The organism is Variovorax sp. 10N420 (genome assembly GCF_056394705.1).
The window spans coordinates 279,833-305,434 of sequence record NZ_JBFTIJ010000005.1 but is presented as its reverse complement, the minus strand read 5'-3'; the positions used below and the strand labels follow the sequence as shown (position 1 = coordinate 305,434).

Annotated in this window: 22 protein-coding genes; 14 read left to right on the top strand and 8 right to left on the bottom strand. The window is 62.8% G+C overall.

What is annotated here, in order from left to right; all coding sequences use genetic code 11:
- The first annotated feature begins 67 nt into the window (after positions 1-67).
- From AC1DEK_RS15335 to AC1DEK_RS15315, 5 genes are read left to right on the top strand one after another with little or no spacing between them, the layout of a single operon-like run.
- Positions 68-877, top strand: coding sequence for an enoyl-CoA hydratase-related protein (locus AC1DEK_RS15335; protein ID WP_478126104.1), 810 nt, complete (start codon positions 68-70; stop codon positions 875-877).
- Positions 874-2,775 carry an AMP-binding protein gene (locus AC1DEK_RS15330; protein ID WP_478126103.1) on the top strand — a complete coding sequence of 634 codons (1,902 nt, stop codon included), beginning with the start codon at positions 874-876 and terminating at the stop codon, positions 2,773-2,775. The genes AC1DEK_RS15335 and AC1DEK_RS15330 overlap by 4 nt, the downstream gene beginning before the upstream one ends.
- The gene (locus AC1DEK_RS15325; protein ID WP_478126102.1) at positions 2,772-3,536 is read left to right on the top strand and encodes a transporter substrate-binding domain-containing protein; all 765 of its coding nucleotides are present in this window, start codon (positions 2,772-2,774) and stop codon (positions 3,534-3,536) included. Before AC1DEK_RS15330 ends, AC1DEK_RS15325 begins: the two co-directional genes overlap by 4 nt.
- The gene (locus AC1DEK_RS15320; protein ID WP_478126101.1) at positions 3,533-7,054 is read left to right on the top strand and encodes an indolepyruvate ferredoxin oxidoreductase family protein; all 3,522 of its coding nucleotides are present in this window, start codon (positions 3,533-3,535) and stop codon (positions 7,052-7,054) included. The genes AC1DEK_RS15325 and AC1DEK_RS15320 overlap by 4 nt, the downstream gene beginning before the upstream one ends.
- A gap of 28 nt (positions 7,055-7,082) precedes the next feature.
- Complete coding sequence (locus AC1DEK_RS15315) at positions 7,083-8,252, top strand: hypothetical protein (protein ID WP_478126100.1); 1,170 nt, start codon at positions 7,083-7,085, stop codon at positions 8,250-8,252.
- A 12-nt stretch (positions 8,253-8,264) separates the two neighbouring features.
- Here AC1DEK_RS15315 and AC1DEK_RS15310 read toward each other — a convergent pair whose 3' ends face one another.
- A complete protein-coding gene (locus AC1DEK_RS15310) occupies positions 8,265-9,170 on the bottom strand; it encodes a LysR family transcriptional regulator (RefSeq protein WP_478126099.1) in 906 nt (301 codons plus the stop codon).
- 95 nt (positions 9,171-9,265) lie between these two features.
- Between AC1DEK_RS15310 and AC1DEK_RS15305 the strand changes: the two genes are divergently transcribed.
- Genes AC1DEK_RS15305 through AC1DEK_RS15290 form a run of 4 tightly spaced genes read left to right on the top strand, consistent with a single transcriptional unit; the run spans position 9,266 to position 13,077 of the window.
- A complete protein-coding gene (locus AC1DEK_RS15305) occupies positions 9,266-9,862 on the top strand; it encodes a cupin domain-containing protein (RefSeq protein ID WP_478126098.1) in 597 nt (198 codons plus the stop codon).
- Between the two features lies 1 nt (position 9,863).
- On the top strand, positions 9,864-10,499 hold the full coding sequence (locus AC1DEK_RS15300) for a flavin reductase family protein (protein WP_478126097.1): 636 nt from the start codon (positions 9,864-9,866) through the stop codon (positions 10,497-10,499).
- A gap of 52 nt (positions 10,500-10,551) precedes the next feature.
- Complete coding sequence (locus tag AC1DEK_RS15295) at positions 10,552-11,538, top strand: Bug family tripartite tricarboxylate transporter substrate binding protein (RefSeq protein ID WP_478126096.1); 987 nt, start codon at positions 10,552-10,554, stop codon at positions 11,536-11,538.
- Positions 11,539-11,541: 3 nt separating this feature from the next.
- On the top strand, positions 11,542-13,077 hold the full coding sequence (locus AC1DEK_RS15290; RefSeq protein WP_478126095.1) for an acetolactate synthase large subunit: 1,536 nt from the start codon (positions 11,542-11,544) through the stop codon (positions 13,075-13,077).
- On the opposite strand, the gene AC1DEK_RS15285 is transcribed toward AC1DEK_RS15290, so the two are convergent.
- Positions 13,058-13,822: an alpha/beta hydrolase family protein gene (locus AC1DEK_RS15285; RefSeq protein ID WP_478126094.1), complete on the bottom strand. Its 765-nt coding sequence runs from the start codon at positions 13,820-13,822 to the stop codon at positions 13,058-13,060. The two genes, AC1DEK_RS15290 and AC1DEK_RS15285, sit on opposite strands and share 20 nt — an antisense overlap.
- Positions 13,823-13,932: 110 nt before the next feature.
- Positions 13,933-14,070, bottom strand: coding sequence for a hypothetical protein (locus AC1DEK_RS15280; protein WP_478126331.1), 138 nt, complete (start codon positions 14,068-14,070; stop codon positions 13,933-13,935).
- A gap of 234 nt (positions 14,071-14,304) precedes the next feature.
- On the opposite strand from AC1DEK_RS15280, the gene AC1DEK_RS15275 reads away from it, so the two are divergent.
- Entirely contained in the window at positions 14,305-14,760 is a 456-nt protein-coding gene (locus AC1DEK_RS15275) for a thermonuclease family protein (protein WP_478126323.1), read from the top strand.
- A 345-nt stretch (positions 14,761-15,105) separates the two neighbouring features.
- Here the strand turns inward: AC1DEK_RS15275 and AC1DEK_RS15270 are convergent, their stop codons facing one another.
- The 5 genes from AC1DEK_RS15270 to AC1DEK_RS15250 form a co-directional block, all read right to left on the bottom strand.
- Positions 15,106-15,492: a hypothetical protein gene (locus tag AC1DEK_RS15270; RefSeq protein ID WP_478126093.1), complete on the bottom strand. Its 387-nt coding sequence runs from the start codon at positions 15,490-15,492 to the stop codon at positions 15,106-15,108.
- A 135-nt stretch (positions 15,493-15,627) separates the two neighbouring features.
- Positions 15,628-17,112: a CsgG/HfaB family protein gene (locus AC1DEK_RS15265; RefSeq protein ID WP_478126092.1), complete on the bottom strand. Its 1,485-nt coding sequence runs from the start codon at positions 17,110-17,112 to the stop codon at positions 15,628-15,630.
- A 21-nt stretch (positions 17,113-17,133) separates the two neighbouring features.
- Positions 17,134-17,787, bottom strand: a complete 654-nt coding sequence (locus AC1DEK_RS15260; RefSeq protein ID WP_478126091.1) for a hypothetical protein — start codon at positions 17,785-17,787, stop codon at positions 17,134-17,136.
- 60 nt (positions 17,788-17,847) lie between these two features.
- Entirely contained in the window at positions 17,848-18,984 is a 1,137-nt protein-coding gene (locus AC1DEK_RS15255) for a hypothetical protein (RefSeq protein WP_478126090.1), read from the bottom strand.
- Positions 18,975-19,625, bottom strand: a complete 651-nt coding sequence (locus tag AC1DEK_RS15250; protein WP_478126089.1) for a hypothetical protein — start codon at positions 19,623-19,625, stop codon at positions 18,975-18,977. Before AC1DEK_RS15250 ends, AC1DEK_RS15255 begins: the two co-directional genes overlap by 10 nt.
- Positions 19,626-19,682: 57 nt before the next feature.
- Here AC1DEK_RS15250 and AC1DEK_RS15245 point away from each other — a divergent pair, with 57 nt between their 5' ends.
- The 4 genes from AC1DEK_RS15245 (at position 19,683) to AC1DEK_RS15230 (ending at position 25,596) form a co-directional block, all read left to right on the top strand.
- Positions 19,683-20,054 carry a hypothetical protein gene (locus tag AC1DEK_RS15245; RefSeq protein WP_478126088.1) on the top strand — a complete coding sequence of 124 codons (372 nt, stop codon included), beginning with the start codon at positions 19,683-19,685 and terminating at the stop codon, positions 20,052-20,054.
- A gap of 1,099 nt (positions 20,055-21,153) precedes the next feature.
- Positions 21,154-21,945, top strand: a complete 792-nt coding sequence (locus AC1DEK_RS15240; protein WP_478126087.1) for a TnsA endonuclease N-terminal domain-containing protein — start codon at positions 21,154-21,156, stop codon at positions 21,943-21,945.
- On the top strand, positions 21,942-24,188 hold the full coding sequence (locus tag AC1DEK_RS15235) for a hypothetical protein (RefSeq protein ID WP_478126086.1): 2,247 nt from the start codon (positions 21,942-21,944) through the stop codon (positions 24,186-24,188). The genes AC1DEK_RS15240 and AC1DEK_RS15235 overlap by 4 nt, the downstream gene beginning before the upstream one ends.
- Positions 24,175-25,596, top strand: a complete 1,422-nt coding sequence (locus AC1DEK_RS15230; protein ID WP_478126085.1) for a DEAD/DEAH box helicase family protein — start codon at positions 24,175-24,177, stop codon at positions 25,594-25,596. Before AC1DEK_RS15235 ends, AC1DEK_RS15230 begins: the two co-directional genes overlap by 14 nt.
- Positions 25,597-25,602 lie beyond the last annotated feature (6 nt).

The window sequence follows — 25,602 nt, the reverse complement described above, 5'->3', positions numbered from 1 at the left end:
AGTCCGAAGGCTGCGCTTCCTAGACTGCGGCTCGAACCCAATCGTGCTCAGGCAGCAGGACAACGCAATGACAGACAACCCCTCCCCCGTACTCATCGAATCCGACGGCCCCGTGACGATCGTCACCTTGAATCGCCCCGAGAAGCGCAATGCCATGAACGCGGCGCTCATCACGACCATGATCGAGACGCTTGAATCGCTTCGCGCCGACGAGCGTTGCCGCGTCGTGGTCATCACCGGTGCCGGTCCGGCCTTCTGCGCGGGCATGGATCTCAAGGAGTTCTTCGGACAGGAAGACCGCACGGCCGCATCGCGCGAGCGAATGATCCAGAGCGCATCCGAATGGCGCTACAGGCTGCTGCGCCATTTTCCCAAGCCGACCATCGCGATGGTGAACGGCAGTTGCTTCGGCGGTGGCTTCTCGCTGGTGGAATGCTGCGACCTGGCCATTGCGGACCGCAAGGCCCGGTTCGGATTGTCGGAGATCAACTTCCGGCACATTCCTGCCGGACCGGTCAGCAAGTCAATGGCTTCGATCCTGCGTCCGCGCGACGCGCTGCTGCTCGCGCTGACCGGGCGTCCGTTCGACGGCATCCATGCGGAACGGATCGGCTTGGTGAACGAGGCGGTGCCGGCGGAGCAGCTTCTTGCGCACACGCTCGCACTCGCGCATGAGATCGCCGGGAAAGACGCCGCCGCGCTCCGCCTGACCAAGGAGTCGTATCGGTACGCAACCGAGATGGGTTGGGATGCCTCACTGGCCTTCACTGCTGCCAAGAGCTATGAACTGCTCGCGAGGCAGGCCAACGGCGAATCTCGAGACGCGGCCGTGCTCGACTTCCGCGCGGGGCGGCTCAAACCTGGGGCACCGGAATGAATACGAGTGTCGACATAGGCAGACGCCATCCGCCCATCCGTAACCTGGCGGATATCGAAGCCATCGAGGCCACGCCATTTGAACAGCGCGTGCCGCACTGGGACTTCGGTATCAACCTTCTCGAAGGTTGCGCCCTGGATCCGGCCAAGCAGGCGCTCAGCGCCACTCACTGCGGCGCTGTCGACGGTGACATTCAGACCTGGTCGTATGCTGAGTTGGCCAAGCGCTCGATCGCCGTTGCCAATCTGCTTCGAGCCAGCGGCGTCGGACAGGCAGACGCCGTTGCTATCGTGTCGCCGACCGTTCCCGGTCTCTATGCCGCGCTCATCGGCGGCTTTCTTGCCGGGCGCCCGTTTCCGATCAATTGGCTATTGGAGCCGGACGCCCTCGCGGACCTGCTCGCCGCCGTGAAGCCCAAGGTCGTGATCGCCCTGGGTCCGACCGAGGGATTCCGCATCTGGGACAACGTGCAGGCAGCCGTGGCACGCCTGCCAGCCGCGCCCACACTCTTCTCGTTGAACGACCCCTTTGCGCCCATGGGACCGCGCGATCTGCTCGCGACGGCACAGACCCACCCTGGCGACAAGCTCGGGTTCTCGCGACCGCCGACCACCGCCTCGTCGTTGGCTGCCTACATGCATTCGGGCGGAACGACGGGGCGCCCAAAGATCGTGAAGATCACGCACGGCGGCTTGCTGTATCGCCAATGGACTACTCGCGTCAGCATCGGCCCGGGTGGCGATGCCGACAACGTGGTCCTGTCGGATACGCCTCTGTTCCATATCGGCGGGTTGTCGCCACGCGGTCTGACGCCCATTGCTTCGGGCATGAGCGTCGTCATTCCGAGCATTCACGGGGCGCGCGACAAGCGCTACATGACTAACTATTGGCGCTACGTCGAGCGCTTCGGCATCACGCTCATTTCTGGCGTGCCCACGACCCTCGGCGTGCTCGCCAAGAACCCGCCGCAGGGTGAAGACCTTTCGACCCTGCGGCCACGCTTCTTTACGGGTTCGACCGGTGTAGCCACCGCGGTTCAGCAGCGCATCGAGGAGATCACCGGCGCCCAGGCGCTCATGACCTACGGGCTGACCGAGAACACCAGCAATGCTACGGCCGATCCGCGCGATGGCCGGATGAAGCCGGGCTTCTCGGGCCTGCGTGTTCCGTACACGACGCTGCGCATAGTGCGCCTGGACGAGAACGGCGACATCTGCGGCGAATGCGTCACAGATGAGCCGGGGACGATCGTCGTGCGTGGTCCGGGTGTGTCGCCGGGCTATCTCGATGCCAGCCAGAATGCCAGGGCATTCCTGCCGGACGGCTCCTTCGTCACCGGTGACATCGGCAGCCTGGATGCCGAGGGCTATCTGCGGGTCTCCGGGCGCCGGCGGGACCTGATCATCCGCGGCGGCCACAACATCGAGCCAGCGCACATCGAAGAAGCCTTGCTCGCCATTCCGGTCGTTGCCGCCGCCGCCGCCGTCGGCCGCCCGGATGCCCATGCCGGCGAGGTGCCGGTGGTCTACGTCGAACTGCGCCCTGGGGAAGTGGCTTCGCCCGAGGAGCTGCTGCGCCTGGCGGCCGAACGCATTCATGAACCGCCGGCCGTGCCCAAGGAGATCATCGTCGTCGACCGCATTCCCCTGACGGCGGTCGGCAAGCCCATCAAGGCCGAGCTGCGTGAAGACGCCGCGCGCCGGGTGTTCGCAACATTGCTGGCGCCGATGGCCGAGCACTGCAGCGTCCACGTGTACACCAATAAGAGCGGCGCGGTCGAACTGCGTGTGCGCGTGTTCGGCAAGGACGCGCAAGCCGTGCGTGCGGCCATTGCGCAGCGGCTGGCGGATTTCACCATCCACTATGCCTTCGTCAATGCCACGGAATACACAGCATGACGTTGCTGTCCAACCCCGAAGCTCTTGCTGCGGTCCGCGCGGCGCTGCTGGTGGACGGCACACTGCGCGTGGGGCTCAACCTCAGCAACATCCTGCTGGTGCGCCAGGACGACCGGTCAGGCCGTGCGCAAGGGGTCGCGCCAGCGCTCGCCGGCCGCCTTGCGTCCGCACTCGATGTCCGGCTGGAATTCGTGTACTACGAGACGCCCGGGCAAGTCATGGCCGACGCCGCGAACGATGTCTGGTCCATGGCTTTCCTGGCGGCGGACCCCCTCCGTGCCGGCAACGCGGTGTTCTCGCATCCGTACGCCGGTATCGAGGCAACCTACCTCGTGCCAGCCGGGTCGCCCTTCACGGACGTTGCGCAGGTGGACGCTCCGGGCGTGCGCATCGCGGTGTTCAAGGGCAGCGCCTACGAGCTGTGGCTGCAGCAGCATCTGCGGCATGCGCAATTGGTTCAGGCCGACACGCCCGAGCAGGCCATCGAGCATTTCCGCCGCGATGGACTGGACGCACTTGCCGGGCTGCGCGTGCAACTCGCTCCGATCGCCGCCAAGGAGCCGGGAAAGCGCGTACTCAAGAGTGCCTTCACGGCGGTGCAACAGGCGGTTGCATTGCCCAGGGAACGCGCCGGGGCGTTGCCGTATCTCGACGCATTTCTGCAGCAGGAGAAGCAGTCGGGTGGCTTGGCCGCGCTCATCGATCGCCTGGCCCCGCCCGGCTTGCAAATTCTTCACGAGACAACAACAGGTCGTCCATGAGCACCACCATCGCAACGCCCGAATCCGAGCCCACACTTGACGACAAGTACATCAAGCCGCGCGGACGCGTCTTCATGACTGGAACCCAGGCACTGGTACGCCTCCTGCTCGCGCAGAAGGTGCGCGATGCGGATGCCGGCCTGCGCACACGCGGCTTTGTCTCGGGTTACCGCGGCTCGCCACTCGGCTCGGTGGACCAGGAACTGTGGAAGGCCCGCAAGCACCTGGACGCCGCAGGCATCGTCTTTCAGCCCGGCCTCAACGAGGAACTTGCAGCGACCGCCCTGTGGGGCACGCAAATGGTCGGACTCGATGCGAATGCCACGGCAGACGGGGTCTTCGGCATGTGGTACGGAAAGGGCCCCGGCGTGGATCGCAGTGGCGACGTCTTCAAGCATGCCAACCTTGCGGGGACTGCGAAACATGGCGGAGTGCTCGCCATCGTCGGCGACGACCACACCTGCAAGTCGTCCACGCTGGCGCACCAGAGCGAGCATGCGCTGATCGCCGCGATGATCCCGATCCTCAATCCCTCGGGCGTGGCTGAATTCGTTGAGCTCGGCCTGCATGGCTGGGCCATGTCGCGATGGTCGGGCTGCTGGGTGGCGATGAAGTCGATCAGCGAGACCATCGAAACCACGACTTCCTTTGATATCGACCCGCAGGCCATCGAGACCCGAGTTCCGCAGGACGTCGACGGGCCGGCGTCTGATTTCTCGCTTCGCTGGCCAGACGCGCCGCTGGAGCAGGAGAAGCGCCTGGTGGATCACCGGATTCAGGCCGTGCTGGCCTACGTGCGCGAGAACCAGCTGAACACCGAGCCCTGGGAAGTGCCGCAGGCGAGCTTGGGTATCGTTTCGACGGGCAAGAGCTGGCTGGACACGCTCGAGGCACTGGCACTGCTTGGCATCGACGAAAACGTCTCGCGCAGGATCGGCCTGCGCCTCATGAAGATCGCCGTCACGTGGCCCCTTGAGCCCGATGGCATCGAAAACTTCTCGCGCGGCTTGAGCGAGGTGCTGATCGTCGAGGAAAAGCGGCCGATCCTGGAGACGCAGATCAAAGATCTGCTCTACGCCGCGCCGCCCGAGCAGCGCCCGCGCATCGTCGGCAAGAACACCGGCGCCGGTGAGTGGGCACGCTCGGGCACCAGCGGTGCGCTCTTGCCAGCTTCTGGCGAACTGACGCCCTCGATGATTGCCAAGGCGATCGCCGACCGGCTGTTCCCCGATGGAAATTTCAGCACTCTGCCACCGCAGGGTCGTGCCTGGCTCGAAGCACAGCGCGCGATCGAGTGCATTGCCGCAGTGGACCCGAGCCTGCCCCAGCGCCTGCCGTATTTCTGCTCGGGCTGCCCGCACAACGGTTCGACGAAGGTGCCCGAAGGCTCGCGAGCGACGGCCGGCATCGGCTGCCATTTCATGGCGACCTGGATGGACCGCAGCACCTCGACCTTCACCCAGATGGGCGGGGAAGGCGCGTCCTGGCTCGGCCAGATGCACTTCACCGATACGAAGCACATCTTCGTGAATCTCGGGGACGGCACGTACAACCATTCCGGCTCGCTCGCCATCCGAGCCGCGCTCGCAGCCAAGGCCAACGTCACCTACAAGATCCTAGCCAACGATGCCATCGCGATGACGGGCGGGCAGCCCATCGAAGGCTCGCTCGATGCCGCGCAGATCCTGCAGCAGGTCGCGGCCGAAGGGGTCCGGCATCTGCATCTGGTGTCTGACGAGCCGCAAGCGTGGATTGATCGTGGCGGTTTGCCCAAGGATGCGATCGTCAGTCATCGCGACCGCATGGACCGGGTCCAGCGCGAGCTTCGCGAGCAGGCCGGCGTCTCGGTGATCGTCTATGCGCAGACTTGTGCCGCCGAGAAGCGTCGCCGCCGCAAGAAGAAGGAACTGGCCGACCCGCCCGGGCGCGCTGTCATCCACGACGAGGTGTGCGAAGGCTGCGGCGACTGCGGCGTGCAGTCCAACTGCGTCTCGATCCTGCCCCTGGAGACGCCGTTGGGCCGCAAGCGCACCATCGATCAGAGTTCATGCAACAAGGACTTCTCCTGCGTCAAGGGCTTCTGCCCCAGCTTTGTCACTGTTGAAGGCGGCCACCGCCGCAAGCCGGAAAAGCGCAGCGCTCAGGTCCCGACCGGCCTGCCGGAGCCCGAGCTGCCGAAGATCGATCGCCCCTACAACATCCTTGTCACCGGTGTCGGCGGCACCGGTGTCGTGACGGTCGGCGCACTGATGGGCATGGCGGCGCATCTCGAGGGCAAGGGCGTTGTCATCCTCGACATGGCCGGCGTGGCCCAGAAGGGCGGCGCAGTCACCTCGCATGTGCGGATCGCGGCGCAGCCGCGGCTGGTGCATGGCGCTCGCGTCGGCGACGGCCAGGCCGACCTGCTGCTCGGTTGCGATCTGATGGTGGCGGCCGGCAAGGAAGGCATGGGCGTGTCGGACCGATTGCGCACCCGGGCCATCGTCAACACCGAAGTGGTTCCCACTGGCGCCTTTGCCCGGGACACCGAGTGGCAGGGCCGCCCCAAGGAGCTGCTTGAGCAGGTGCGGCGATCAACCGCCCAAACCGTGACCGTCGACGCTTCACGGCTTGCGTCCGCGCTGATGGGCGATGCCGTGGCAACCAACGTCTTCATGCTGGGCTTTGCCTGGCAGAAGGGACTGGTTCCGCTCGGCGAGACCGCTTTGAAGCGAGCCATTGAACTGAATGGCACGGCAGTGCCCATGAATCTGGCCGCTTTCGCGTGGGGGCGGCAGGCAGCCATCGACGAGGGCAAGTCACACGCGGCAGCCGGGCTCGGCGCCTCGGCATCCGTGATCGCGCTTCCACAACGCACGCCGTCGCTCGCGTCGATCCTCACCGACCGCTGCGAGCGGCTCATCGCTTACCAGAACGAAGGCTATGCCCACCGCTACCGCAGCTTTGTCGAGCGCTTCGCCGCGGTCGAGGCCGCGCGCTGCGGCGGCGACCGGGTCGCCCGCGAGCTCGCCATCAGCCTGTACAAGCTGATGGCCTACAAGGACGAGTACGAGGTCGCACGCCTGTACGTGGACTCGGGTTTCTTCGAGCGGATCGAACGCGAGTTCGAAGGGGACTATCGCTTGCGCTTCCACCTGGCGCCGCCATTGCTGGCCAAGCGCGACGACAAGGGCCGGCCCCTCAAGCGATCCTTCGGCCCGTGGATGAAGCCCGCACTGCGCATCCTGGCACGCATGAAGTTCCTGCGTGGTACGCCGCTGGACATCTTCGGCTGGACGGCCGAACGCCGTATCGAGCGCGCGCTGGCCGACGAATACATGGCGCTCATGGAGAGCATCGTCCCCCGGCTCGATGCCGACACTCGCACGGAGGTCCTGGCGCTCGCGCGCCTCCCGCAGAAGGTGCGCGGCTTCGGACATGTCAAGTTGCGCAATCTTGCGGCGACACGCGCCGAGCAACAGGGGCTGCTTGAGCGGATCGACGCCTCTTCACCCGGGGCGGCAAGGCATGCCGCCTGATCCACCCAAAAAATCGGAGACAACCCTCATGATCAACCGACCCGACTCATCGCAGACCGATCCGACGACTCAACCCCTGCATCGCCGCGCGCTGCTTGTCGCTGCGCCCGTCTGGGCTACGGGCCTTTCCCTTGCCGCGTCCCAGAGCGCCCGGGCGGCTGCGTCAGCCGCGGACGGACACCGAAAGCCCCACAACCGGGCGCCACAGGCCCGCGTGACCACCGTCGCCAACTTTCCGCGCAAGTACTTCCTGGAAAGCCTGGTGGTGCGCTCCGATGAGTCCTTTCTCGTGACCGTGCTCAACACGCGCGAGCTCTGGTATGTGCCACCACCGGACGCCAACAACAGCACGGTCGAGCCGGTTCGCCTTCACACCTTTGGGCAACCGCTTCTCGGCATCGCTGAAGTGGAGCCCGATGTGTTCTACGTGATCGCCGCGAACGCCTATGCACCCCGGTCGGACGCCAGGCTGCACCGGGTCGACCTGCGTGGCTGGCGGCCGGGCACCACGGTCGAGCCCTCATTGGCCTTCGAATTCCCGACCGCGACGCGTGCACCGAACGGCATGTGCCTCGTCGCGCCTGGCGTGCTGCTCGTGGCCGACAGCTTCTCAGGCCTGATCTGGCGCGTCGACCTGCAGGGTCGTTCGCCGGGTCGGGCGCCCGAGGCGAGCGTGTGGCTAGAGCACAGCAGCATGAAGCACTTCCCCGGCAAGATGAAGCCCGAGCAACCCGGCGTGAATGGCGTGCGCTACGCAGCCAAATCCAACTACGTGTACTACACAGCGACCGCCAAGAAGCTACTCATGCGGGTGCCGGTCGACCCCGCCACGCTCTTGCCCGCGGGCGAACCTGAAGTCGTTGTGGCCGGACGGATGGGGGACGACTTCATCCTCGACGAGGAGGCCCAGGCCATCTACCTGACCACACACCGGCAGAACAGCATCGACCTGGTCTCGATGGACCCGGGCGAGAACAGCGGCTTCACGCAAATCGTCGCCGGTGACCCGCTCAACCTCGATGTCGTGGGTCCGTCCGGCGGCGCATGGAGCCGCAGACCGGGCGCGGCAGGTCGGGTGGCCTACTTCATCACGGACGGAGGCACCGCGTCTCCCCTGCCCGGCGGGACCGAGCCGGCAAAGTTGCTGCGGCTCGAACTGTCGCCATGGTCGGGCGCCTTCCCGGGCATGGGCGCTTAGCCAGACTGATCGTCAGATCGCTCGCGCGGCGCCCGCAAGCTGCTCGCGCAGCCAGCGGTGGCCGACATCCCTTTGACCCCGCTCATGCCAGTACGCCGCGTAGCGGATCTTCGGAAGCTTGAGCGGCACCTGCAGCAACTGCAGGTTGTGCTGGGCGACAAACGACTCGGCCAGGCGCCGGGCCATCGTCGCCAGCATGTCGGTGCGACCCACGATGTGGGGAATCGTCAGAAAGTTCTGGACCAGGAACGACCGATCGAAGCGCCGGCCTTCACCCTCCGCCGCGGCTTCGAGCACCTGCGAAGTCGTGGAGCGGCCCGTACCCAGCGTGTAGACGTGGGGCAAACCGAGAAACTGGTCCAGGTTGAGCCGGCCTTGCACCAGCGAGTGCGACCGGCTGGCCAGGCACACGATCTCGTCCTGGAACAGCGGCATCGAGCGCATCGATGCAGGTGGGTTGAGCAGCCAGGCAATGCGCAGATCCAGCTCGCCACTCTCCAGCATTTCTGCCGCCCGGTCCGGCTGCGGCGCGCGTGCCTCCAAGCGCAACCCGCGCCCCGCAACGCGAAAGCGCGACAGCAGGTGCGGCATAAGCACATATTCAGCGTACTCGGGGACCGAGACGACAAATCGGCGCCGCGAGATTGCCGGATCGAACTTCTCGGGGGGTGCCACCAACCGGTCGTAGTCCGCCAGCAGCTTGCGAACGGACTGCTCCAGATCGCGCGCCCGGTCGGTCGGCACCATGCCGCCACGCGAGCGAAGGAGCAACGGATCCGAGAAAAGTTCTCTCAGCCGCGTCAGGCTCTGGCTGACGGCCGATTGGCCGACGCCCAGGCGATTGGCGGCCCGCGTCACGCTGAGCTCGGACATCAAGGTCAGGAAGATCTGCAGGAGCCTACGGTCAACGTTATTCATAACGCCTAATTCTGCCCATTAGCGTTGTGGCATGCACAACGCCAACGCCTGCGATCAAATCCTGAACGTTGTCCACCCATGAAGGAATGCCGCATATGAACCGCATCACACCGTCTCAAGAGGAGATGAAGTCCCGAATCGCCCGCTTCAAGAACCTGGTGTCCACCAAGGCACGCGTGCAGGAAAGGCTCGGCGTTCCCATGGAAGTCATCGAGCTGATCACTGCCAAGGCCACCTACAACATCATGTCGCCCGGCCCCATGCCCGGCCAGATCACGCCCATGCCTGCAGTGATCGGCGGCGACGCCGGCGTGTTTCGCCTGGGCATCGTCGTGTGCCCGCCCGGACAGGGTCCTGGCCTGCACGTGCACTACAAGACCCACGAGACCTTCATGTGCCTCACGGGCCGCTGGGAGATGCAGTGGGGCGACAAGGGCGAGGAATCTACGATCCTCGAGCGGTTCGACGTCATCGCCTTGCCGCCGTGCGTCACGCGCCGCTTCGTCAACGTGTCGGACGAGGATGCGCACCTGCTGGTCATCATCCAAGGCAAGCAGGACGAATTCGACGACATCGATCGGGTTCCGGAAACTGCCGACGCTATCCGCGCCGCCTTCGGCCAACCCATGGTTGACAAGCTCGAGTCGGCCGGTTGGAAGTTCTCGATCGGCCGTGAAAAAGCCGAGGCCTGACATGGCAGCCTTCGATCCGAGCAAGCTCACGCCGCAACAGCAATACAAGCTGATGAGCGGCACGGTGATCCCGCGCCCGATCGCGTTGGTCACGACGATCTCTCCAAGCGGCGTCACCAACGCTGCGCCTTACAGCCTGTTCAACATGGTGGGCGTCGACCCACCCATGGTGATGTTCTCACTGACACCGCGCGCCGGACAGGTGAAGGACACTGGCAGGAACATCGAATTTCTGCCGGAGTTTGTGATCCACATCGTCGACGAAGGCGTCAAGGACAAGATGAACATCTGCTCGGCCGACTTCCCGGCGGACCAGAGCGAGATCGACTTCGCCGGCTTCGAGACGGCGCCCTCGGTCCTCGTGAGACCGCCCCGGCTGATCGAGTGCCCGGCCCAGTTCGAATGCCGCTTGATCGACATCATCAAGGTCGGCAAGCGCCCCAACCAGATTGTCATTGGCGAGGTGGTCATGATGCACTACCGCGATGGCATCGTAGACCGGGAGAAGTTCTATGTGGACGCGGGCCGGCTGGCACCCATCGGACGACTGGAAGGCGCGGGCATGTACACGCGCGTGACGGACCGCTTCAAGATCGAACGGCCCGAAATTCCGGGCGTGCCGGTCACGGCGGGCTGACCCCGGCTTCTCCTCGCTCGCAGAAAAACGATCCAACCAATCAGAGACATATATGACCAAGAGACGAAACTTCATGGGCTTGGCCAGCGCGGCCTTTGCACTGGCCGCTGCAGCGCTTTCCCTCCCGGCGTTGGCCGACACCTATCCGAGTCGGCCCATCCGGCTCGTGGTCCCCTTCAGCCCCGGAGGGGCCGCGGACATCGTCGCCAGAATCCTGGCGGACCGCATGGGGCAATCGCTCGGCCAGCCCATCGTGGTGGACAACAAGCCCGGCGCCGGCGCCGCCATTGCCTCGGAGTTCGTGGCGCGCTCGGCGCCCGACGGCTACACCGTCCTGCTTGGTGGCAGCACGCAGACCGTGCTGCACCCCATTCTCGAGGCCAAGCTCAACTATTCGGACACGGACTTTGCGCCGATCGGCTTCGTGGCCTTCTCACCCTTGGTGATGGTGGTCGATGCCAAGTCGCCCATCAAGACGGTCGACGAGTTCGTGAAGCAGATGAAGACCAAGCCAGGCTCGGGCAACTACGGCTCGTCGGGCAATGGCTCGCCGATGCATATCGCGGCGGCGTGGTTCAACAGCGCGGCCGGGCTCGAGATGGTGCACGTGGGATACAAGGGCAGCCCGCCCGCCCTCAATGCACTGTTGACCGGCGAGATCCAGACCGTCTTCGACCTGGTCGCGACGGCCAAGCCGCTGATCGACGGCGGGAAGCTGCGCGCCCTGGCGGTCACAACGCCCACCCGCAGCGCCGTCCTGCCCGGTGTGCCAACGCTCGAGGAATCCGGCTACAAAGGCTTCGACTTCGCAGTCCGGTATGCCTTGCTCGGCCCCAAGGCCATGCCGGCGGCCATCGTGGCACTCCTGAACAAGGAACTGAATGCCGCGCTGCGGGAGCCGGCGGTGACCGCCCAATTGGCCAATCTTGCCCTCGAAGCGCGACCCGGCGCCCCGGACGCCGTCCCGACGCTCGCGGCCAAGGAAAAGGCTCGCCTGCGGCCCATCGTCAAGGCCAACAACATCACCCTCGCTCAATAACTCATGAACGGCGCACAAAGTCTCGTCACTTCACTCATCGCGGGTGGCGTCGACACCTGCTTCGCGAACCCGGGCACCAGCGAGATGCACTTCGTTGCGGCGCTCGACCAGACCGACGGCATCCGGTGTGTGCTGGGGCTGCAGGAAAATGTGGTCACCGGCATGGCCGATGGCTACTGGCGCATGGCGCGCCGGAGCGCATGCACGCTCCTGCATTGCGGCCCGGGACTGGCGAACGGCTTGGCGAACCTGCACAACGCGAGACGCGCACGCAGCGGCATCCTCAACATCGTGGGGGACCAGGCGACGCACCATCGGCCCTTCGACCCGCCCCTGACGTCGGACATCGACGGCATCGCCAGGGCGGCATCGCAATGGGTGCGCACCAGCATGGCGTCCCCCGCCGTGGCGGCCGATGGCATGGCCGCATTGCAGGCGGCGCAGGCGGGTCAGGTGGCCACGTTGATCCTTCCTTCGGACGCCTCCTGGAACGAAGGCGGAAGGGTCGCCGCGCCCCTGCCGGCACTGGCGCCAGTGGCACCTTCCTCTCACGATATCGAGAGTGCGGCGCGCGCACTGCGAACCGGGGGCGAAAAGGTTCTGCTGCTGCTGGGCGGGGATGCCGTGCTCGGCGAGGGCCAGGCCCTGGCGTGGCGCATCTGTGCACAAACCGGCGCCAAGGTCATGGCCGAATACGGTGTGAGCCGGGTTGCCCGCGGGCAGGGAAGAATACCGTTGGAACGCGTGCCCTACAGCATTGAAGGTGCGACGAAGGCTCTCGCGCAATACGAGCAGATCCTTCTGGTCGGCGCCACCACGCCTGTCGCCTTCTTTGCCTACCCGGGAATGCCATCCGTTCTGCATGCACAGCATACGCAAGTTCGTGCGCTTGTACGTCCCGAGCAGAACGCGGTTTCAGGGCTGCGCGCGCTGGTTGATGCACTGGACTGCCCCAACGTCGTCATCCCGGAGGCTGCGCCCCGCCCCGAGCCGGGACGCGGCTCGCCGACGCCCGAAGGTCTCGCACGGACGCTGGCAGCTCTCTTGCCTGAACAGGCGATCGTCTGCGACGAAAGCATCTCGTATGGCCGGGGCTTCTATCCACATACCGTATCGGCCCCGCCGCATGATTGGCTACACCTGACGGGCGGCGCCATCGGCATCGGACTACCCCTTGCCACCGGCGCTGCCATCGGCGCGCCAGGCCGGCGCGTTGTCAGCCTTCAAGCGGACGGATCCGCGATGTACTCGCTGCAAGCCCTCTGGACCCAGGCGCGCGAGGGCCTGCCTTGCACGACGGTGATCCTGAGCAATCGCAAGTACAACATCCTCATCGGCGAATACAAGGCCGTAGGTGCCCAACCCGGCCAGACCGCCAACCGAATGCTCGAACTCGGCAATCCAGACCTGGACTGGATTCAGCTGGCCCAAGGCATGGGCGTGGAAGGCGCCAAGGCAAGCACCCTCGATGAATGCGCCGCTCTCCTCAATGTCAGCTTCCGGCGGGAAGGCCCCTTCCTTATCGAGTTGCTGGTTTGAGGCAACGCGCCAGGTGCGCGATGTAGGCATCGACCTCTTCCTGGGTCCTGCTGTTGTGGGGGCCCCGGTAAATGCACATTCGCTTGTCCTCCGAAGCAAGCGCCGCAAACAACTCGATCGAGCCTTCGAGATCGAAGCGTTCATCGTCCCAGTGATGGATGAACAAGGCGGAGCATTTCACCTGCGCGGCCGAGTCGACCAGGTGCCGGCTATGGAGCTTGTTGGCCGACCACTTTCCAAGCACAGCGCACTTGATCTCGGGGACTGCCGCCAGCAGCGGCAGACCGTATGCTGTGCCCATCGAGACGCCGCACCAGCCGATCCGATCGGAATCAACAAATTCCAGTTCGGTCATTGCCTGAATGACCTGGGTCCATTCCTCTACAAACGAGCGGAGAAACCGCTGCTCGACCCACGACTGCCGGAACGCCTCGAGGACTGAGCGCCCGTCGGCAACGGCGTTCCTGCGCTCGCCATGGACCGGGCCATCCACTGCAACGGCGATGCAATCCAGTGCCGCCACCAACTGGCGCGCCAGCGAACTGGTGTTCTCGTCTTCCTTGTGGCCAGAGCCACCGTGCTGCAACAGCACCAATGGTTTTGGCAGCGCGAGTTGCGCGGGCCTCCACATGATTCCTGGCACCTCTGCGTCGCCATGGCATGAGAATTTTTGAACAGTGATGCTGTTGTCGCAGACAGCTTCGCCGATCCTTAGGCGTCTCGAATGGTGGGCGTTGGCGAACATGATCCTGGTCTGCAGTTCAATGGGAGGCCCCAGTGGGTTATGAGCTACATGCTAGAGATCCTGATCGGCTGGACATTGCGCGACGTCTAATACTCACTATTAGCCGGAACTCAATGCCCCACCCGGCTTCCGCACGCAGTGAACGGGTAATTTCTCTCGATGTGCAGCACCAGGGTCACACCGATGGTGGCGCGCGGATGCTTCGGATCGGCAGCAATGGTCATCAAGATCTCGGCGGCCACTTCCATTCGCAATGAGTATCGACCTGACCTTAAGATGGCCCAGTGCTCAGGTGATATCTTGGGTACTGCGCCAGGCCGGACCGTAGATGCGAAAGATATCGGCGAGTTCCGCGGCGCACACGGCCGACATTGACGGATGACCGCGCACACGCCACCAAGCACTCTGCAAGGTCGGCCAGCGTTTCCGCCGACGTTCGTCGGATCTCAGCGAACTGCCGCGTATCGGTGCGCTAGTTCGCAATACCGGAAAACGACACGCTCAAGGCTCGGTGCGGCCAGCCCGGCAGCTACGAAGAGGTAAAAGTCCGTCTGAACGGCATCGACGCGCCGGAAAAGCGACAAGCCTTCTGCCAACGCTCCAAGGAAGCGATGGCCGACCTCGTCTACATGAAGGAAGCGGATCTCGATTGCCTGAAGAAAGACAGGTATGGCCGGAGCGTCTGCCGGGTAACAGTCGCGCCCGGCTCCGCGCAGAACGGCCGCAAAACAATCGACGCGGGTCTGGCGATGATCACCGTCGGCATGGCATGGTGGTATCGCGACTATGCGCGCGAGCAGACGCCTCAGGAGCGCGGCCAGTATGAGTTTGCAGAAGCCGAAGCGAAAGCGAAGCGCATCGGAATTTGGGGGGACGCCAATCCTGTGGCGCCGTGGGAGTGGCGAAGGAAGGCTCGCGCACACGATGAGACTCTATAGGGATATGCCATGCGTCGGTCCGCTGTGCCTAATTCCGGCGCACTCCGATGGCCCGGTCGTGAGCCCTCTGGGCGCTGTCATTGTGCAAGTTCTACGCTCACGAAAGGTGACGACAAACTAGATGGTCTCGGAAGAGGCGCCCCACAACCACCCTTCCCTGTTGATTCCGCCTTTCCTCCACCGCGAGCGCAACACCTGAAAACGAACATCTCCGCTCATGCTGGTGAACAGCGGCTCGCTCCTGTGCTGCTTTGCAGCATCCATGCCGAATCCAGTCCAGCGTGGACTAGCGGCGACGCAGCGACCCTGGTTGGAATTGCTGCCGCCGGCCAATGACGCATCAGGTCAATTCTTGCGCGCGGCCTTTTCTATGGCTTTCCCCAATTTGGCGAAATAGGAGCGAGCCAGCATCGTCGGAACGATGTACTTGATTCGGCTATCTGTTTGGTCGTCGGCGAAGGTGATGAGGCCCTTTTCGCGCAACGACCGAAGGCGGCGATGTACTGTCGTTGGAGACGACGCCACGTCCAGGTCCATCGCCTCAAGGACTCGCACGCTCTCTCCCGCCGCCCACTTTGCCGCGAGCCCACTGAGAATACGTTCTTCCATCGCGTCCATCGACGGAACGTCATGAATGGCGCGAGCCAAGCGTACGAATTGCAGATACGTTTCGGCGAATCCTTCGGACTTAGGCATAGTTGGCGGCGCGGCGAGGGCGTTCGACAAGGGCATTGAGACTCTATCGAAGGAAGCGCTTCGCACGACAGCGCTTTTCCTCCAAGCATGGATGGGAAATCCTGCGCGCTCGCCGACTCGACGTCAAGATGTGAAGCGGTCGGCGGATTTCGGAGTAGCCGCCGAGCTAGTTCACCATTTGTCGTCGGTCTTCGGGGGCGCCGGCAATGTGGCTGCCGGTGCAGGGCGGGGCTGGACAACCCTCGCGGCGGGCGCCGTGCCCGCCACCGGTGCCGCGGCAACTGTTGCCGTACCAGATGCCGCGGAAGTCGCACCTTGCGCCCCCCCTGCCGCCGGGGCTGCAGTCAGCTGCGCCTTGGCCACGGCGACGCCCTTGAGTTCGTCGCGGAGTTGAAGTCCGCCAATCGAGAGTTGTTCCAGATTCGAACGCACGTTCTCCAAGCGGCCATAGGAAAGATTCGGGGTCACACGCTCAACCACGAGTTCGCAGCACGGCTGCTCGACACGCCCCAGGCTTTGTCCTGTCTGCGGGTCCTTCATCTCGGCGCCCATGGCAGCCACCTGGTAGCGGCTACCTTCCTTTAGAGCCTGTCCGCCCTGACTCAATACCACGTTCGTTCCGTCTCGCGAGACGACAGTCACCGGGAACGTGCGTCGGAGCACTGAGGTCACCACCTGGTTCACCAGGTCAGTGGTCATGTCCTCCATGATCTTGTTGGAGTCCACACCGGAACTCAGCGTGGTCGGCGCTACCGAAGGCGCCTCGCCGCGTAACGAGTCCGAAGCCATTACTTGCCTTGTCGCAACGTTCACCAGCTTCTCGGAAATGGCCCACCCTCCCGAATAACTCACGAGCTCGCGGTCGCTGGTCTTGAGCTGACGCGCGTGGCGGTTGTACGCCAGACTGCTCACGCGGCCGCTCCAAATGATGTCGGCGCTTGAAGACTGGGACAGCTTGGCCAACTCGGCGCTAGGCGCCTGACCGGTCTTGATCATCTCCAACTCGCCTTCTATGTCCGGGCTGAGTTCGCGGTCCAGCACTGCGAAGCGTCCCGTCTGCACCAACGCGTCGCTGATGCGCTGGCGAATGGTGGTACCGAGTTCGGCCGAAGATACGGCACGGTCACCCATCGGCAAGCTAGGGCTGTCGAACCGAATCTGACCCACGACCACCTTCACCTTCTGCATGTCCGCAGAAGGGGTGAACTTGGCGATCTGGGCTTCGATAGTCGCCTTGTAGCGCTTGCCGGCCAACACGGACGGCTCCTGCAATTCAACCAGCTTGAAGTTCTGGATGACACCTCCTGACCGCTGAGCCACGACTTCCGCAAACGCGTTGCCACGCAGCGATGCCGCGTCCTCGTTCAGGCTCACGTCCAAGCCGTACTTGGCTGTGACGGTCGCGGACTGAATGGCCGCGCCATTGACTTGCAGCAGCGCTAGCTTCATTGCTTCTGTCACCGCCTCGCCGGCCGAAGCTCCGAAGCCTTGCGCCGTCGTGGTGACATTGGCGACCTTGCCAACATCGGGCACGGGTGGCGAGACGTTCGTAGCAGCCGGTGGCGACGCAGCGGGCGCTTTCTCAGGCTCTTGCTTGCCGCATGCGATCAGAAGGGTTGCCGCAGTAACAGCGGTCACGCACAGAAGGTGGCGCATCAGGAGGTGCTTCCTTGCTGATTACAGAGCGGCTGCCGCAGCGCTTGCATCCGACGGCACCGGAATGCCGCTGGACTGGGCGAAGGACACTGCGTTCTTCATCGCACCGGTGACACTCGTCATCGCGTCGGGGAACTTCGCAATGACGTAGACAGCCGATTGCAATTTGGGCAGCTGCAGGGGCGAAGCGCCCTTGATACTGCTGCCCATGTTCGACACGTCTTTGCCCACGCCGACGTACTTGGTCACGCCGGTGGCCAGCAGTACCAAGCCTTGACCATAGACCGCCTTCGACTGGGCGTCCATTGCGGGCTGAGTGGCAATCTTCTTGGCGACCAGGTCGGTGGAAGCCGCCACCGCCCTGTTGGCAGCTTCGGCGCTGTCCTTGGTCGCTCCTTCCTGGAAGCTGTCCGCTTCAGCCTTCACCTTGGCCGCTTCGTCCTTGAGGCCGAGCGCCTCGGCCAGTTTGGCATTGGCATACAGCACGTCCTTGCTCGCCGCCACGTAACCACGCACGAGGGAATCCTGCTGGCCCGACAGGTCGGCCGCAGGCGCTGCACCTGCGGAACTGGTCACGCCGGGAATCGAAGGCAGCGAGAACTGGGCATGCGCCACGTTGGCAACGCCTGCTGCGAGGAAGGCGGCGGCTGCGATGGTGGTGTGAATTCTGTTCATTCTTGAGGTTCCGATTGGATGCTTCTGATAGAGGGGAAAGATGTTTCTGGACTGAGAGGCTCACTGCACACGAAGGGCCGTGATTTGGCTGGTCAATTCACGTGCGGCGTTGTTGGCAGCCAGCTTGAGCGCGTTGCCGCGCGCTTCATCTTCTGAGGGGCCGACACCTGCGTACTGCACCGGGCCCACTGCAGCCTTGGTCTCAGGGAAGGTCTGGGTCACATCAAGCAGCTTGGCGTTAACGGTGACGGACACGCGCACCAGCCCTGTGGCGGGGTCCTTGTCGGCGGAACCTACATCCAGCGTCCCGTAGGCCAGGTAAGGCACTTTGGCATTGCGCATGCCGGTGACCATCGCCTGGAGCGTCGTCGACTTGAGGTCGTTGCCCGATTGATAGTCGCTCTCGACGTTGGCGACTTTGAAGGCGCCACCAGACATGGGTTCGATATAAGCCGCCTCTGCGACGCGGAAGCCCGCCTTGCTGAACATGCCGGTGAAGACCTGATTCAGGTTCGCGCTCGGGATGAGGCGAAAGGTCGCCTCGCTCGAACGCTTGACGGTGCTCCCACCGGTTTCGACCGAGCGAGTGCGGTTGGCCGCAACGTCGGTCTTGCTGGAGGTTGATTCGTTCGTGCGAATCTGACCGGCGCTGATGGACTCGCCTTCGGCGCCGGTTTTGACGTTCGACTCGGTTCGACCGCCGCTGACGCTCTCATCGACGCGCTTGTACACCCGGTCATCGAATGACTTCACGGTAGCCACTTGGCGTGAAACGAACAGGAAGGCCAGTGGTGACTTCTCCGTGACGCCAGCTTTGGCGACGGCCGAGTTCGATTTCACCAGGTTGCGCAGGTTGGCCACATTCAGCGCCACGCGAACAGACACCGTGTATTGCTTCTTGTCGGTGCTGGTTTCCTCTCCGAGGACGGTGGACTCCAGGATGTATCGGTCCGGATTGGCCAGGATCTTTTCGCGCACGGAGTCGAAATTCTCCGATTCCGACTCACCAGCCTCGGCGTAGTAGAACTCCACCGCCTTGAGTTGAGCCGCCTGGGTGGCCTTGGCCTTGTCCTCGGCCGTGAGGCTCCAGCCCTGAAAGGTGACGGAAGCCTTGCCGCGCGCCTGCTGGACCTGCGCCACAGCGGTGATGGCGATGCACGCCAATGCGGCAACCACGAATGTGCGAATCATTTGCATAGCTGAATCATTTCCTTGGTTTTAAGGAGTTGGGAGTCGATGTCGGAAGCCGACGCGGCGGCCTTGAGCCACGAGGCCTGGTCCTTGCCGGCCATGGCTTCGGCCACGCGGCGGAAGAGCGCGTTCCAGGAGTCGTAGTACGCAGGGAAGTCATCCACGAAGGTCTGGGTCGCGGGAACCAACTTTGTCTCACCGTTCTTGAACGACGAGTTCAGGTAGCTGGTGCCCATGCTCGGCAGTTGAATCTTCACCGTGGCGAAGGTGCCATAGATAAAACTGCTGCCGGCGGCGACTTGGCCGAACTGGACCTTCTTCACGTTGGTCAGGTCCACCGAAATCGCGTAGTCGGCGTCGGGAAGCTTCAGATTGAAGACCGTACCGTCCGAGATGCGCATCGGGAACACGCCTCCGACCGCATAGCCCTTGGTGTACGGAATGATGGGAACACCGGCATGGGTCGAAATCGCCTCGCTCACCATGTCCGCAGCCCAGGTCTCCATCACACCGGGACTTTCCTTGAGATAGGCGGGCAAGCTCGCAGCGACTGTCTCGCTCACCGTGACGTCGGTCACCTTCAGGAAGCGCGGAACCTGGGAAGGAATGCTGGCGTCCGCCAGGACCGCGGCATAGCGCGCGAACATGCCAGGTTTGCCTGCGGCACCTTCATAAACGCTGCGCACTCTTGCAAGAACTTCCTCTTGAGTCGGCTGTCGGTCAAAGACATCGATGTACGCAAAGCTAAGTGGGTACGAGCGGATGACTGTTTGAGTCTTGAAATCGAAGAAAAGCGCCTGCCCACGGATGAGGACGAACAGCTTTCGCAGTTCGCCGAAGATCTCAACAGACACAGTCTCGGAGTTCACGACAAGCGAGGTGACGAGAGCCTGGTCGCGGCCCTTCAACTCGTCGATGAGGCCTGGGAGTACTTCGAAGTTGCGCGGCGCGGCCTTGGCGATGGCGGCGCGAATCTGGGCGTCTACCCGACTATTCGCCCCTTCGAGGCGCTTCTCGTACTCGCGCGAAAAGGGAAAGCGCTTCTCAAGGGACGCAGCATCGCCGGCGTACGCTAAGCCGGCAAAAGCGACTTGGGTGCCTTGCGCGGACGCGGCCAAAGGCAGGAGCGCCACCGCGCACAGCAAACTTGCGCAAAGTGCGCGAACGAAACCTCTCAAACAAGTCTCCAGTCAGTATTGGGTCTTTTTGCGGCCGACGCGAGCCTTTGTTCAAAGCACTCTTCAGAGACATGTGTCCTGTGAATCCGGTGCTCACCGCGTTGACATTTGCAGCCCAATTGTTACGTGTCATTTTGGAGATTGTCGCCAAAATGGCAATCGAACGGAAAATCGGACGTCCACGTGTGGCATTTGTCACGGAGGAACGTGGGCCTGAGCACATTCCTTGTGCTGGTGCCGCAACAAGAATGTCAACGCCGAAAGCTTTTGCTGCTTGGAGCCTGCCGACCCTCCACACAGCGGAGTCTTGGAGCGGCGTACAAAGTGCGTTCTCACATGGTTAGGCACGTCCGCATATCCGGGGGCACAGAGACCCCAGCAACCAAGAACTTTGCGGGCATACCCGAACCATTGGTCGTCAGAAAGAGTGAACGAGCGATTGCAGTTCTTGCGCGGCCTCATCCGATTCGCCGTAGGTAGCATGCGCAGAGAGCCGCTCACGGCCGAGATGGCATGAACACCGCCCATTTTTGACCGCGTAGGCCACCGAACAGCTGGCGTGTCAGAGTGGGTTCAGTCGAACGAGGGAAATGGAACGTATCACTAGTCCAAGGAAGGCACAACGCTCCATGCTGCATGTCGCGTTTGCCAGTACACGCGCTTGAATTTCTGGACGAGGTCGCAATGTCATCAGGCCCGGGGCCATCAGGCCGTTCGTGCAATCGCTCCCCAACATTCACTTGAATCTTGAAATCTGGCGACTAAGCTAGGACCATGGACGCTTGCTTGAAGACGCGCGCGCCCATCGTTGCCGTGCCTGGACCTTGCGCGCGCCGAATTTGGTTTGCAGCTGAGCCGCCCCGGCGAAAGCCCGAGTGCTGCTTGCCCAACAGCGCGCGCATCCCCCCGATGAGCACAGCGGGAACGGTCGCCCAGCCTGCGGCGCGACCAGTGACAACATCTCAAGGGCTGACCTGAAAGCCGTACGGGGCCTTCGATGGACTGGCCGCGAGATCTGTCGCTCTATCCGCCGTATTGGCATAGCTGGCTCAAACGTGGGTTCGGCTTCGGCGAGGGCGCTTCTTATCAGCCTTGGATCAGGGTGCGGGATTTCGGCTCCAAGGGCTCGTCCTCGAACTTCACCGGCATCAAGATCGATCGCCCCTTTCACTTTCTCTCGTCCTTGGAGGCTACGTACTACCTCTTGCTGGAGCGCAGCCCAGACGTTGTCGACATACAAGAACAGTATCCGGTCCTCGACCTGCGAGGGACTCTTCGGCTCTGCGCCGAAAACCAACTAAGGCATCCCTACAAAGGCCATTTCCCAAGGCCTGTCACGATCGACTTCGTCGTGAGCAGAAGAGTCGGCGCAAGGATCATTCCCGAGGCGCGCAGCATCAAGACGGTCGCCGATGCAGAGAAGGCGACAGTCCGCGCCCGGCTGGGCATCGAGCACCAATGGTGCGCCCAGGCTGGAATCGATTGGGCGTACATCGACACCATTGAATTCACGGAAGAGCTCCTGAGCAACCTGCGCTTTATGCGCCGCTGGTTCTTGGACAGATACGTTCCCGAACTCGATGCCGCACAGCCGTACGCGGATGCCTTCAATGCCAGTGTGGAGGTGGGCACGCCATTGGAAGACTTAATTCCGATCGCAGCTTTCAGAGCACGTCGGCGGATCCGAGATGCGGAAAACCTCTTTCGCTACTGCGCCTGGTCAAACCTGATTCGCCTTGACCTGCGGCGCCCACTTGCGCTCAACCACCCCGTCATTCTGCTGCCATGAACGTCATTAAGCTGTATCCCAACGCGGGAACAACCAAGCTGTCGGTCGGACTCCTGCTTTGCTTCAAGGATTCTGAGGCGGTTCCACTTCGAATCACGCACGTGTTCGAGCATCGCATCTACGTGACGGCATACACGACCCCAGAAGCAGTCCGGACGGCGCGAAAACCCCGGCCACTCCCCAGGGCCGGCATTCAAAAGGATCTGGATTCCGGAAGGTGTCGGCTCGCCAAGGCAGCGTTACCGCCAGAGCTCTTTCGAACCCACCCAAGCCCGGGCGACGATGCAAAAAGCACGGGAACCGAGGAACCGGTATCGACGGCCCACACGATCTTCCAATGGATCGCACCACTGATCGAGCACTTCGACGTAGAAAGCAATTTGGCACGCCGCCGCTTCACGGCGTTAGTCCAAGCTCGAGCAGATGAGCTTCAGATGAACTTCCTGACGCTGAGGCGACTGGTGCTTCGCTTCTACTATTTCGGACGTGTTGCAGCCGCACTGACACCGCTCGTTTCGGGACCCGCAGCTGGCATTCAGAAGAGCACCAACGCTTCGAAAGCAAAGATGTGCGCCAAGTACGAAGCCAACTCGGACGGTACGTGCCACCGCAGGGGGCGTCAGCCAGTGCTCTCCAAGAAGTTGGGGCCGAACATGTTCGTCGTCGGCGACAAGGACGTTGCGGACATGGTTTTGGCAGCCAAACGAGCCGGGCGACGCCAGAAAGGCACGTTGCTCGACGCTCACGACGACTACTTGAAAACAGAGTTCGCCCGACGGCATCCAGCCCTCTTTAAGGCCTGGATCGAGGAGCGTTGCCCTGAGCCAGTGACATACGACCAATTTAGAAAGTACACCAAAGCGCACAAGGACTACGAGCAGGAAGTTCTGGACAACCTTCCCGCTCTCGCAGGAAATGACCCGGGCCGCTCCTCCCATTCCGCAGGGCCGGGAGAGATGTCCGAGATTGATGCGACCGGCGGGCGAATTCACCTCGTTGCAGAAGACGAGGCCGGAGAGCTGGTTCACGTCGGAACACCTTGGATCTATCTTCTGATAGACAGGTGGAGCCGTTTCATCATCAGCGTATACGTGACCTTGGGTTTCCCATCCTGGGAGGAGATCCGGTATGCCCTGTTGATCGCATTCACGCCTCGCGAAGCGCGGTTCCGCTCGATCGGGGCGGAGGTGAGTGAGGCCCGCTGGCCGCAGGGCCGCATGTGCTCCGCCATCGCTCAAGATCGCGGCAGTGAGTTGAAGTGCATAAGCAACCTCGAGGCCACTGCCGGGCAGTTCCGGATCGAACTCGTCACTTTGCCCCCTCTGACACCAGATGGAAAGGCGATCATCGAGCGAACCATACGCGACCTGAAGAAGAGCATGGCGTCTAGCGGCCTGTCCGGCGTCTATGTGGTGCGTCCAATAGATCCCAAATCAAAGAAGGCATCGCGGAAGGCAGCAACCGCCGCCGCCACTTCCCTCCGCGAGGTCTACCGGGCGGTTCTCGAAGTCGTGGATCGGAAGAACAACAGCCCCCATCGCAGTCTCAAGAAGAACCTCGTATTGACGCAGGCCGGCGTGCGACCGATTCCGAGGGAGGCCTACCTGTGGGGATGCAGGAACCTCACTGGCGCGAAGGTCACCAGCCTGACTGAAGAGGACATGCAACGCATGCTTATGTCCGTAGGAAAAGGCTCGATTGCGAACAGTCGAGTGGCGTTCAGGTCCCGCGCCTATGAACCCGCGGACGCCGAGGCGCGCGCGATCGCAAACGCCTCCACCAAGCGCCCGAAGGCGGTGGAGCTCAGGTTTGACAAGACTTTTCGCGAGGAGATCTACGTCGTGAGCCAATCCGGCAGGTGGTCGCTTTGGCGGATGACCGCGGCCGACAGGTTGCAGATTCAGGGCGTCACCATGGACGAGGAGGAAATGCTCATAGACGTGGGCGCCCTGCTTTGGGCCACAGCGGCAAATCGCAGCAAGATCGAGCGGGTTTCTTCTGGTCACGGCAGGCCTGCTGCTCGCCGCGAACCCGCGCGCCACGGCAGCCGCGCCGAGACGGTGGCGCGCCGCGGTAGCGAAACGCGAGCTCTCAAGGAGAGCCTCACTGAACGAGTTTCCACCGCGAAGTCTCCCGTACGTCCATCGAAGACCGTCCCCCCGGCTTGGAGGCAGCTGGAAGCGACGGAACGTCTGGCCTCCATCAACAGGACGCGCCAGCGTAAGTCACATGACCCACTATGAATCTGTGCAAGCCCAATACACCCCTACCGGCGTTCGCGCCTACGATGGGAATCCTCTTATTGAAGCTCTCCCTCCGCTTGAAAGGTCCAAGGACGAGATCCTCGATCGCATCGAGTACACGCCGCCGAGGTTCACGAAACAGGACAGAAGGCAGGGCGATCTGGTTCGCATTGGGGAGCTGTCGCGGTTGGGATCGCTGGTATATCCATTTGCCGAGTATCGGCGCGCCGCAACAAATGCGACCCTGAATATCCGCGAAGCCTACGTTTGCCGAAATCCGTTGACCGTGGAGGGACGAAGGCGTCGTCATTTGATTGGCACGTTGGAACTTGACCAGTTCCCCATTCACGCAATTCGCTCCACTGCCCTCGGTCAGCTTCTGATGGGTGTGACCGGAAGTGGAAAGACAACCTTCGGTGGTTGTTTCGCCGCTCCATATCTCAAGCTCATCGAGCATTCCGAGTACCGAGGAACTCCCTACAAATGTCGCCAGATTCCAATGATCGCAATGGCCGTATCGCACGACGCGACGTTGCAGAGCTTCTGCCTTCAGTTCTTCGAGATTATCGACAGCATCCTCGGGAACACACACTATTTGCACGAGGCGAAGACCGCTAGGAACATCGCAAAGATGGCACTCCTTCTTCACCGCGTGTCCACGGCAGTATCGCTTGGCGAAATCTTCGTTGACGATCTCCAGCATCTTCGTGCTGCGAGAAGTGGGCAAGCGGAGATCGTCTTGAATCTCTTCAGCCAAATCATCGAGATTGCGGGTGTGTCGATGATGTTCTCAGCCACCCCCGCGCTCGAACCGGTGATCGCGAACAGCGTGAGAAACATCCGAAAACTCACCTCTGGTGGCACGAGTAATTTTCCCGTCATGGGTCGCCACGACCCACAATGGATTGCCCTGTGCGAGGCTCACTGGCCACATCAACTTGTGCGCCACCCCTGCAAGCTCACGCCCTTGATCCTTGATGCGTGGCACGACTGCAGTGGTGGCAATCCGGCATTCACCACCATGAGCTTCGCACTTGCGCAGAGACAGGAGATTGGGGGGCGCGAGACCATCGACGAACTGTCGTTCCAACGCGTGGCCGAGACCGAAATGTGCATCTTGCGTCCCGCGATAAAGGCGCTACTGTCCGGGAACGCGGCTGACCTGTCCCGTTTCGACGATCTGGTTTTCAAGTCCGAACTGCGTGGCCTTCGCGAGTTGATCGGTTGGTCTGATGCGCCCAATACAACTCCGGACGACAACACTGAGTTTGATGAACTGGAAGAGGCCCGGACGTCCGAGACAAAGAGCAAGCCAAAGTCGGCACCTCGCGTTCGCTCCGCAACCAGCAAAGGCCTCCCCGTGCAGAAGGGTGATCGTGAGCTTCCTGTAGTGAGACCCGTGTTCTGAGGCGAG

Coding starts and splice junctions, on each gene's coding strand:
- AC1DEK_RS15320 (WP_478126101.1), top strand. CDS start 3,533: ATGAGCACCACCATCGCAACGCCCGAATCCGAGCCCACACTTGACGAC.
- AC1DEK_RS15270 (WP_478126093.1), bottom strand. CDS start 15,492: ATGCCCTTGTCGAACGCCCTCGCCGCGCCGCCAACTATGCCTAAGTCC.
- AC1DEK_RS15295 (WP_478126096.1), top strand. CDS start 10,552: ATGACCAAGAGACGAAACTTCATGGGCTTGGCCAGCGCGGCCTTTGCA.
- AC1DEK_RS15265 (WP_478126092.1), bottom strand. CDS start 17,112: ATGCGCCACCTTCTGTGCGTGACCGCTGTTACTGCGGCAACCCTTCTG.
- AC1DEK_RS15285 (WP_478126094.1), bottom strand. CDS start 13,822: ATGTTCGCCAACGCCCACCATTCGAGACGCCTAAGGATCGGCGAAGCT.
- AC1DEK_RS15330 (WP_478126103.1), top strand. CDS start 874: ATGAATACGAGTGTCGACATAGGCAGACGCCATCCGCCCATCCGTAAC.
- AC1DEK_RS15260 (WP_478126091.1), bottom strand. CDS start 17,787: ATGAACAGAATTCACACCACCATCGCAGCCGCCGCCTTCCTCGCAGCA.
- AC1DEK_RS15300 (WP_478126097.1), top strand. CDS start 9,864: ATGGCAGCCTTCGATCCGAGCAAGCTCACGCCGCAACAGCAATACAAG.
- AC1DEK_RS15290 (WP_478126095.1), top strand. CDS start 11,542: ATGAACGGCGCACAAAGTCTCGTCACTTCACTCATCGCGGGTGGCGTC.
- AC1DEK_RS15310 (WP_478126099.1), bottom strand. CDS start 9,170: ATGAATAACGTTGACCGTAGGCTCCTGCAGATCTTCCTGACCTTGATG.
- AC1DEK_RS15280 (WP_478126331.1), bottom strand. CDS start 14,070: ATGGAAGTGGCCGCCGAGATCTTGATGACCATTGCTGCCGATCCGAAG.
- AC1DEK_RS15325 (WP_478126102.1), top strand. CDS start 2,772: ATGACGTTGCTGTCCAACCCCGAAGCTCTTGCTGCGGTCCGCGCGGCG.
- AC1DEK_RS15230 (WP_478126085.1), top strand. CDS start 24,175: ATGACCCACTATGAATCTGTGCAAGCCCAATACACCCCTACCGGCGTT.
- AC1DEK_RS15255 (WP_478126090.1), bottom strand. CDS start 18,984: ATGCAAATGATTCGCACATTCGTGGTTGCCGCATTGGCGTGCATCGCC.
- AC1DEK_RS15240 (WP_478126087.1), top strand. CDS start 21,154: ATGGACTGGCCGCGAGATCTGTCGCTCTATCCGCCGTATTGGCATAGC.
- AC1DEK_RS15235 (WP_478126086.1), top strand. CDS start 21,942: ATGAACGTCATTAAGCTGTATCCCAACGCGGGAACAACCAAGCTGTCG.
- AC1DEK_RS15250 (WP_478126089.1), bottom strand. CDS start 19,625: ATGTTCGCGCGCTATGCCGCGGTCCTGGCGGACGCCAGCATTCCTTCC.
- AC1DEK_RS15315 (WP_478126100.1), top strand. CDS start 7,083: ATGATCAACCGACCCGACTCATCGCAGACCGATCCGACGACTCAACCC.
- AC1DEK_RS15335 (WP_478126104.1), top strand. CDS start 68: ATGACAGACAACCCCTCCCCCGTACTCATCGAATCCGACGGCCCCGTG.
- AC1DEK_RS15305 (WP_478126098.1), top strand. CDS start 9,266: ATGAACCGCATCACACCGTCTCAAGAGGAGATGAAGTCCCGAATCGCC.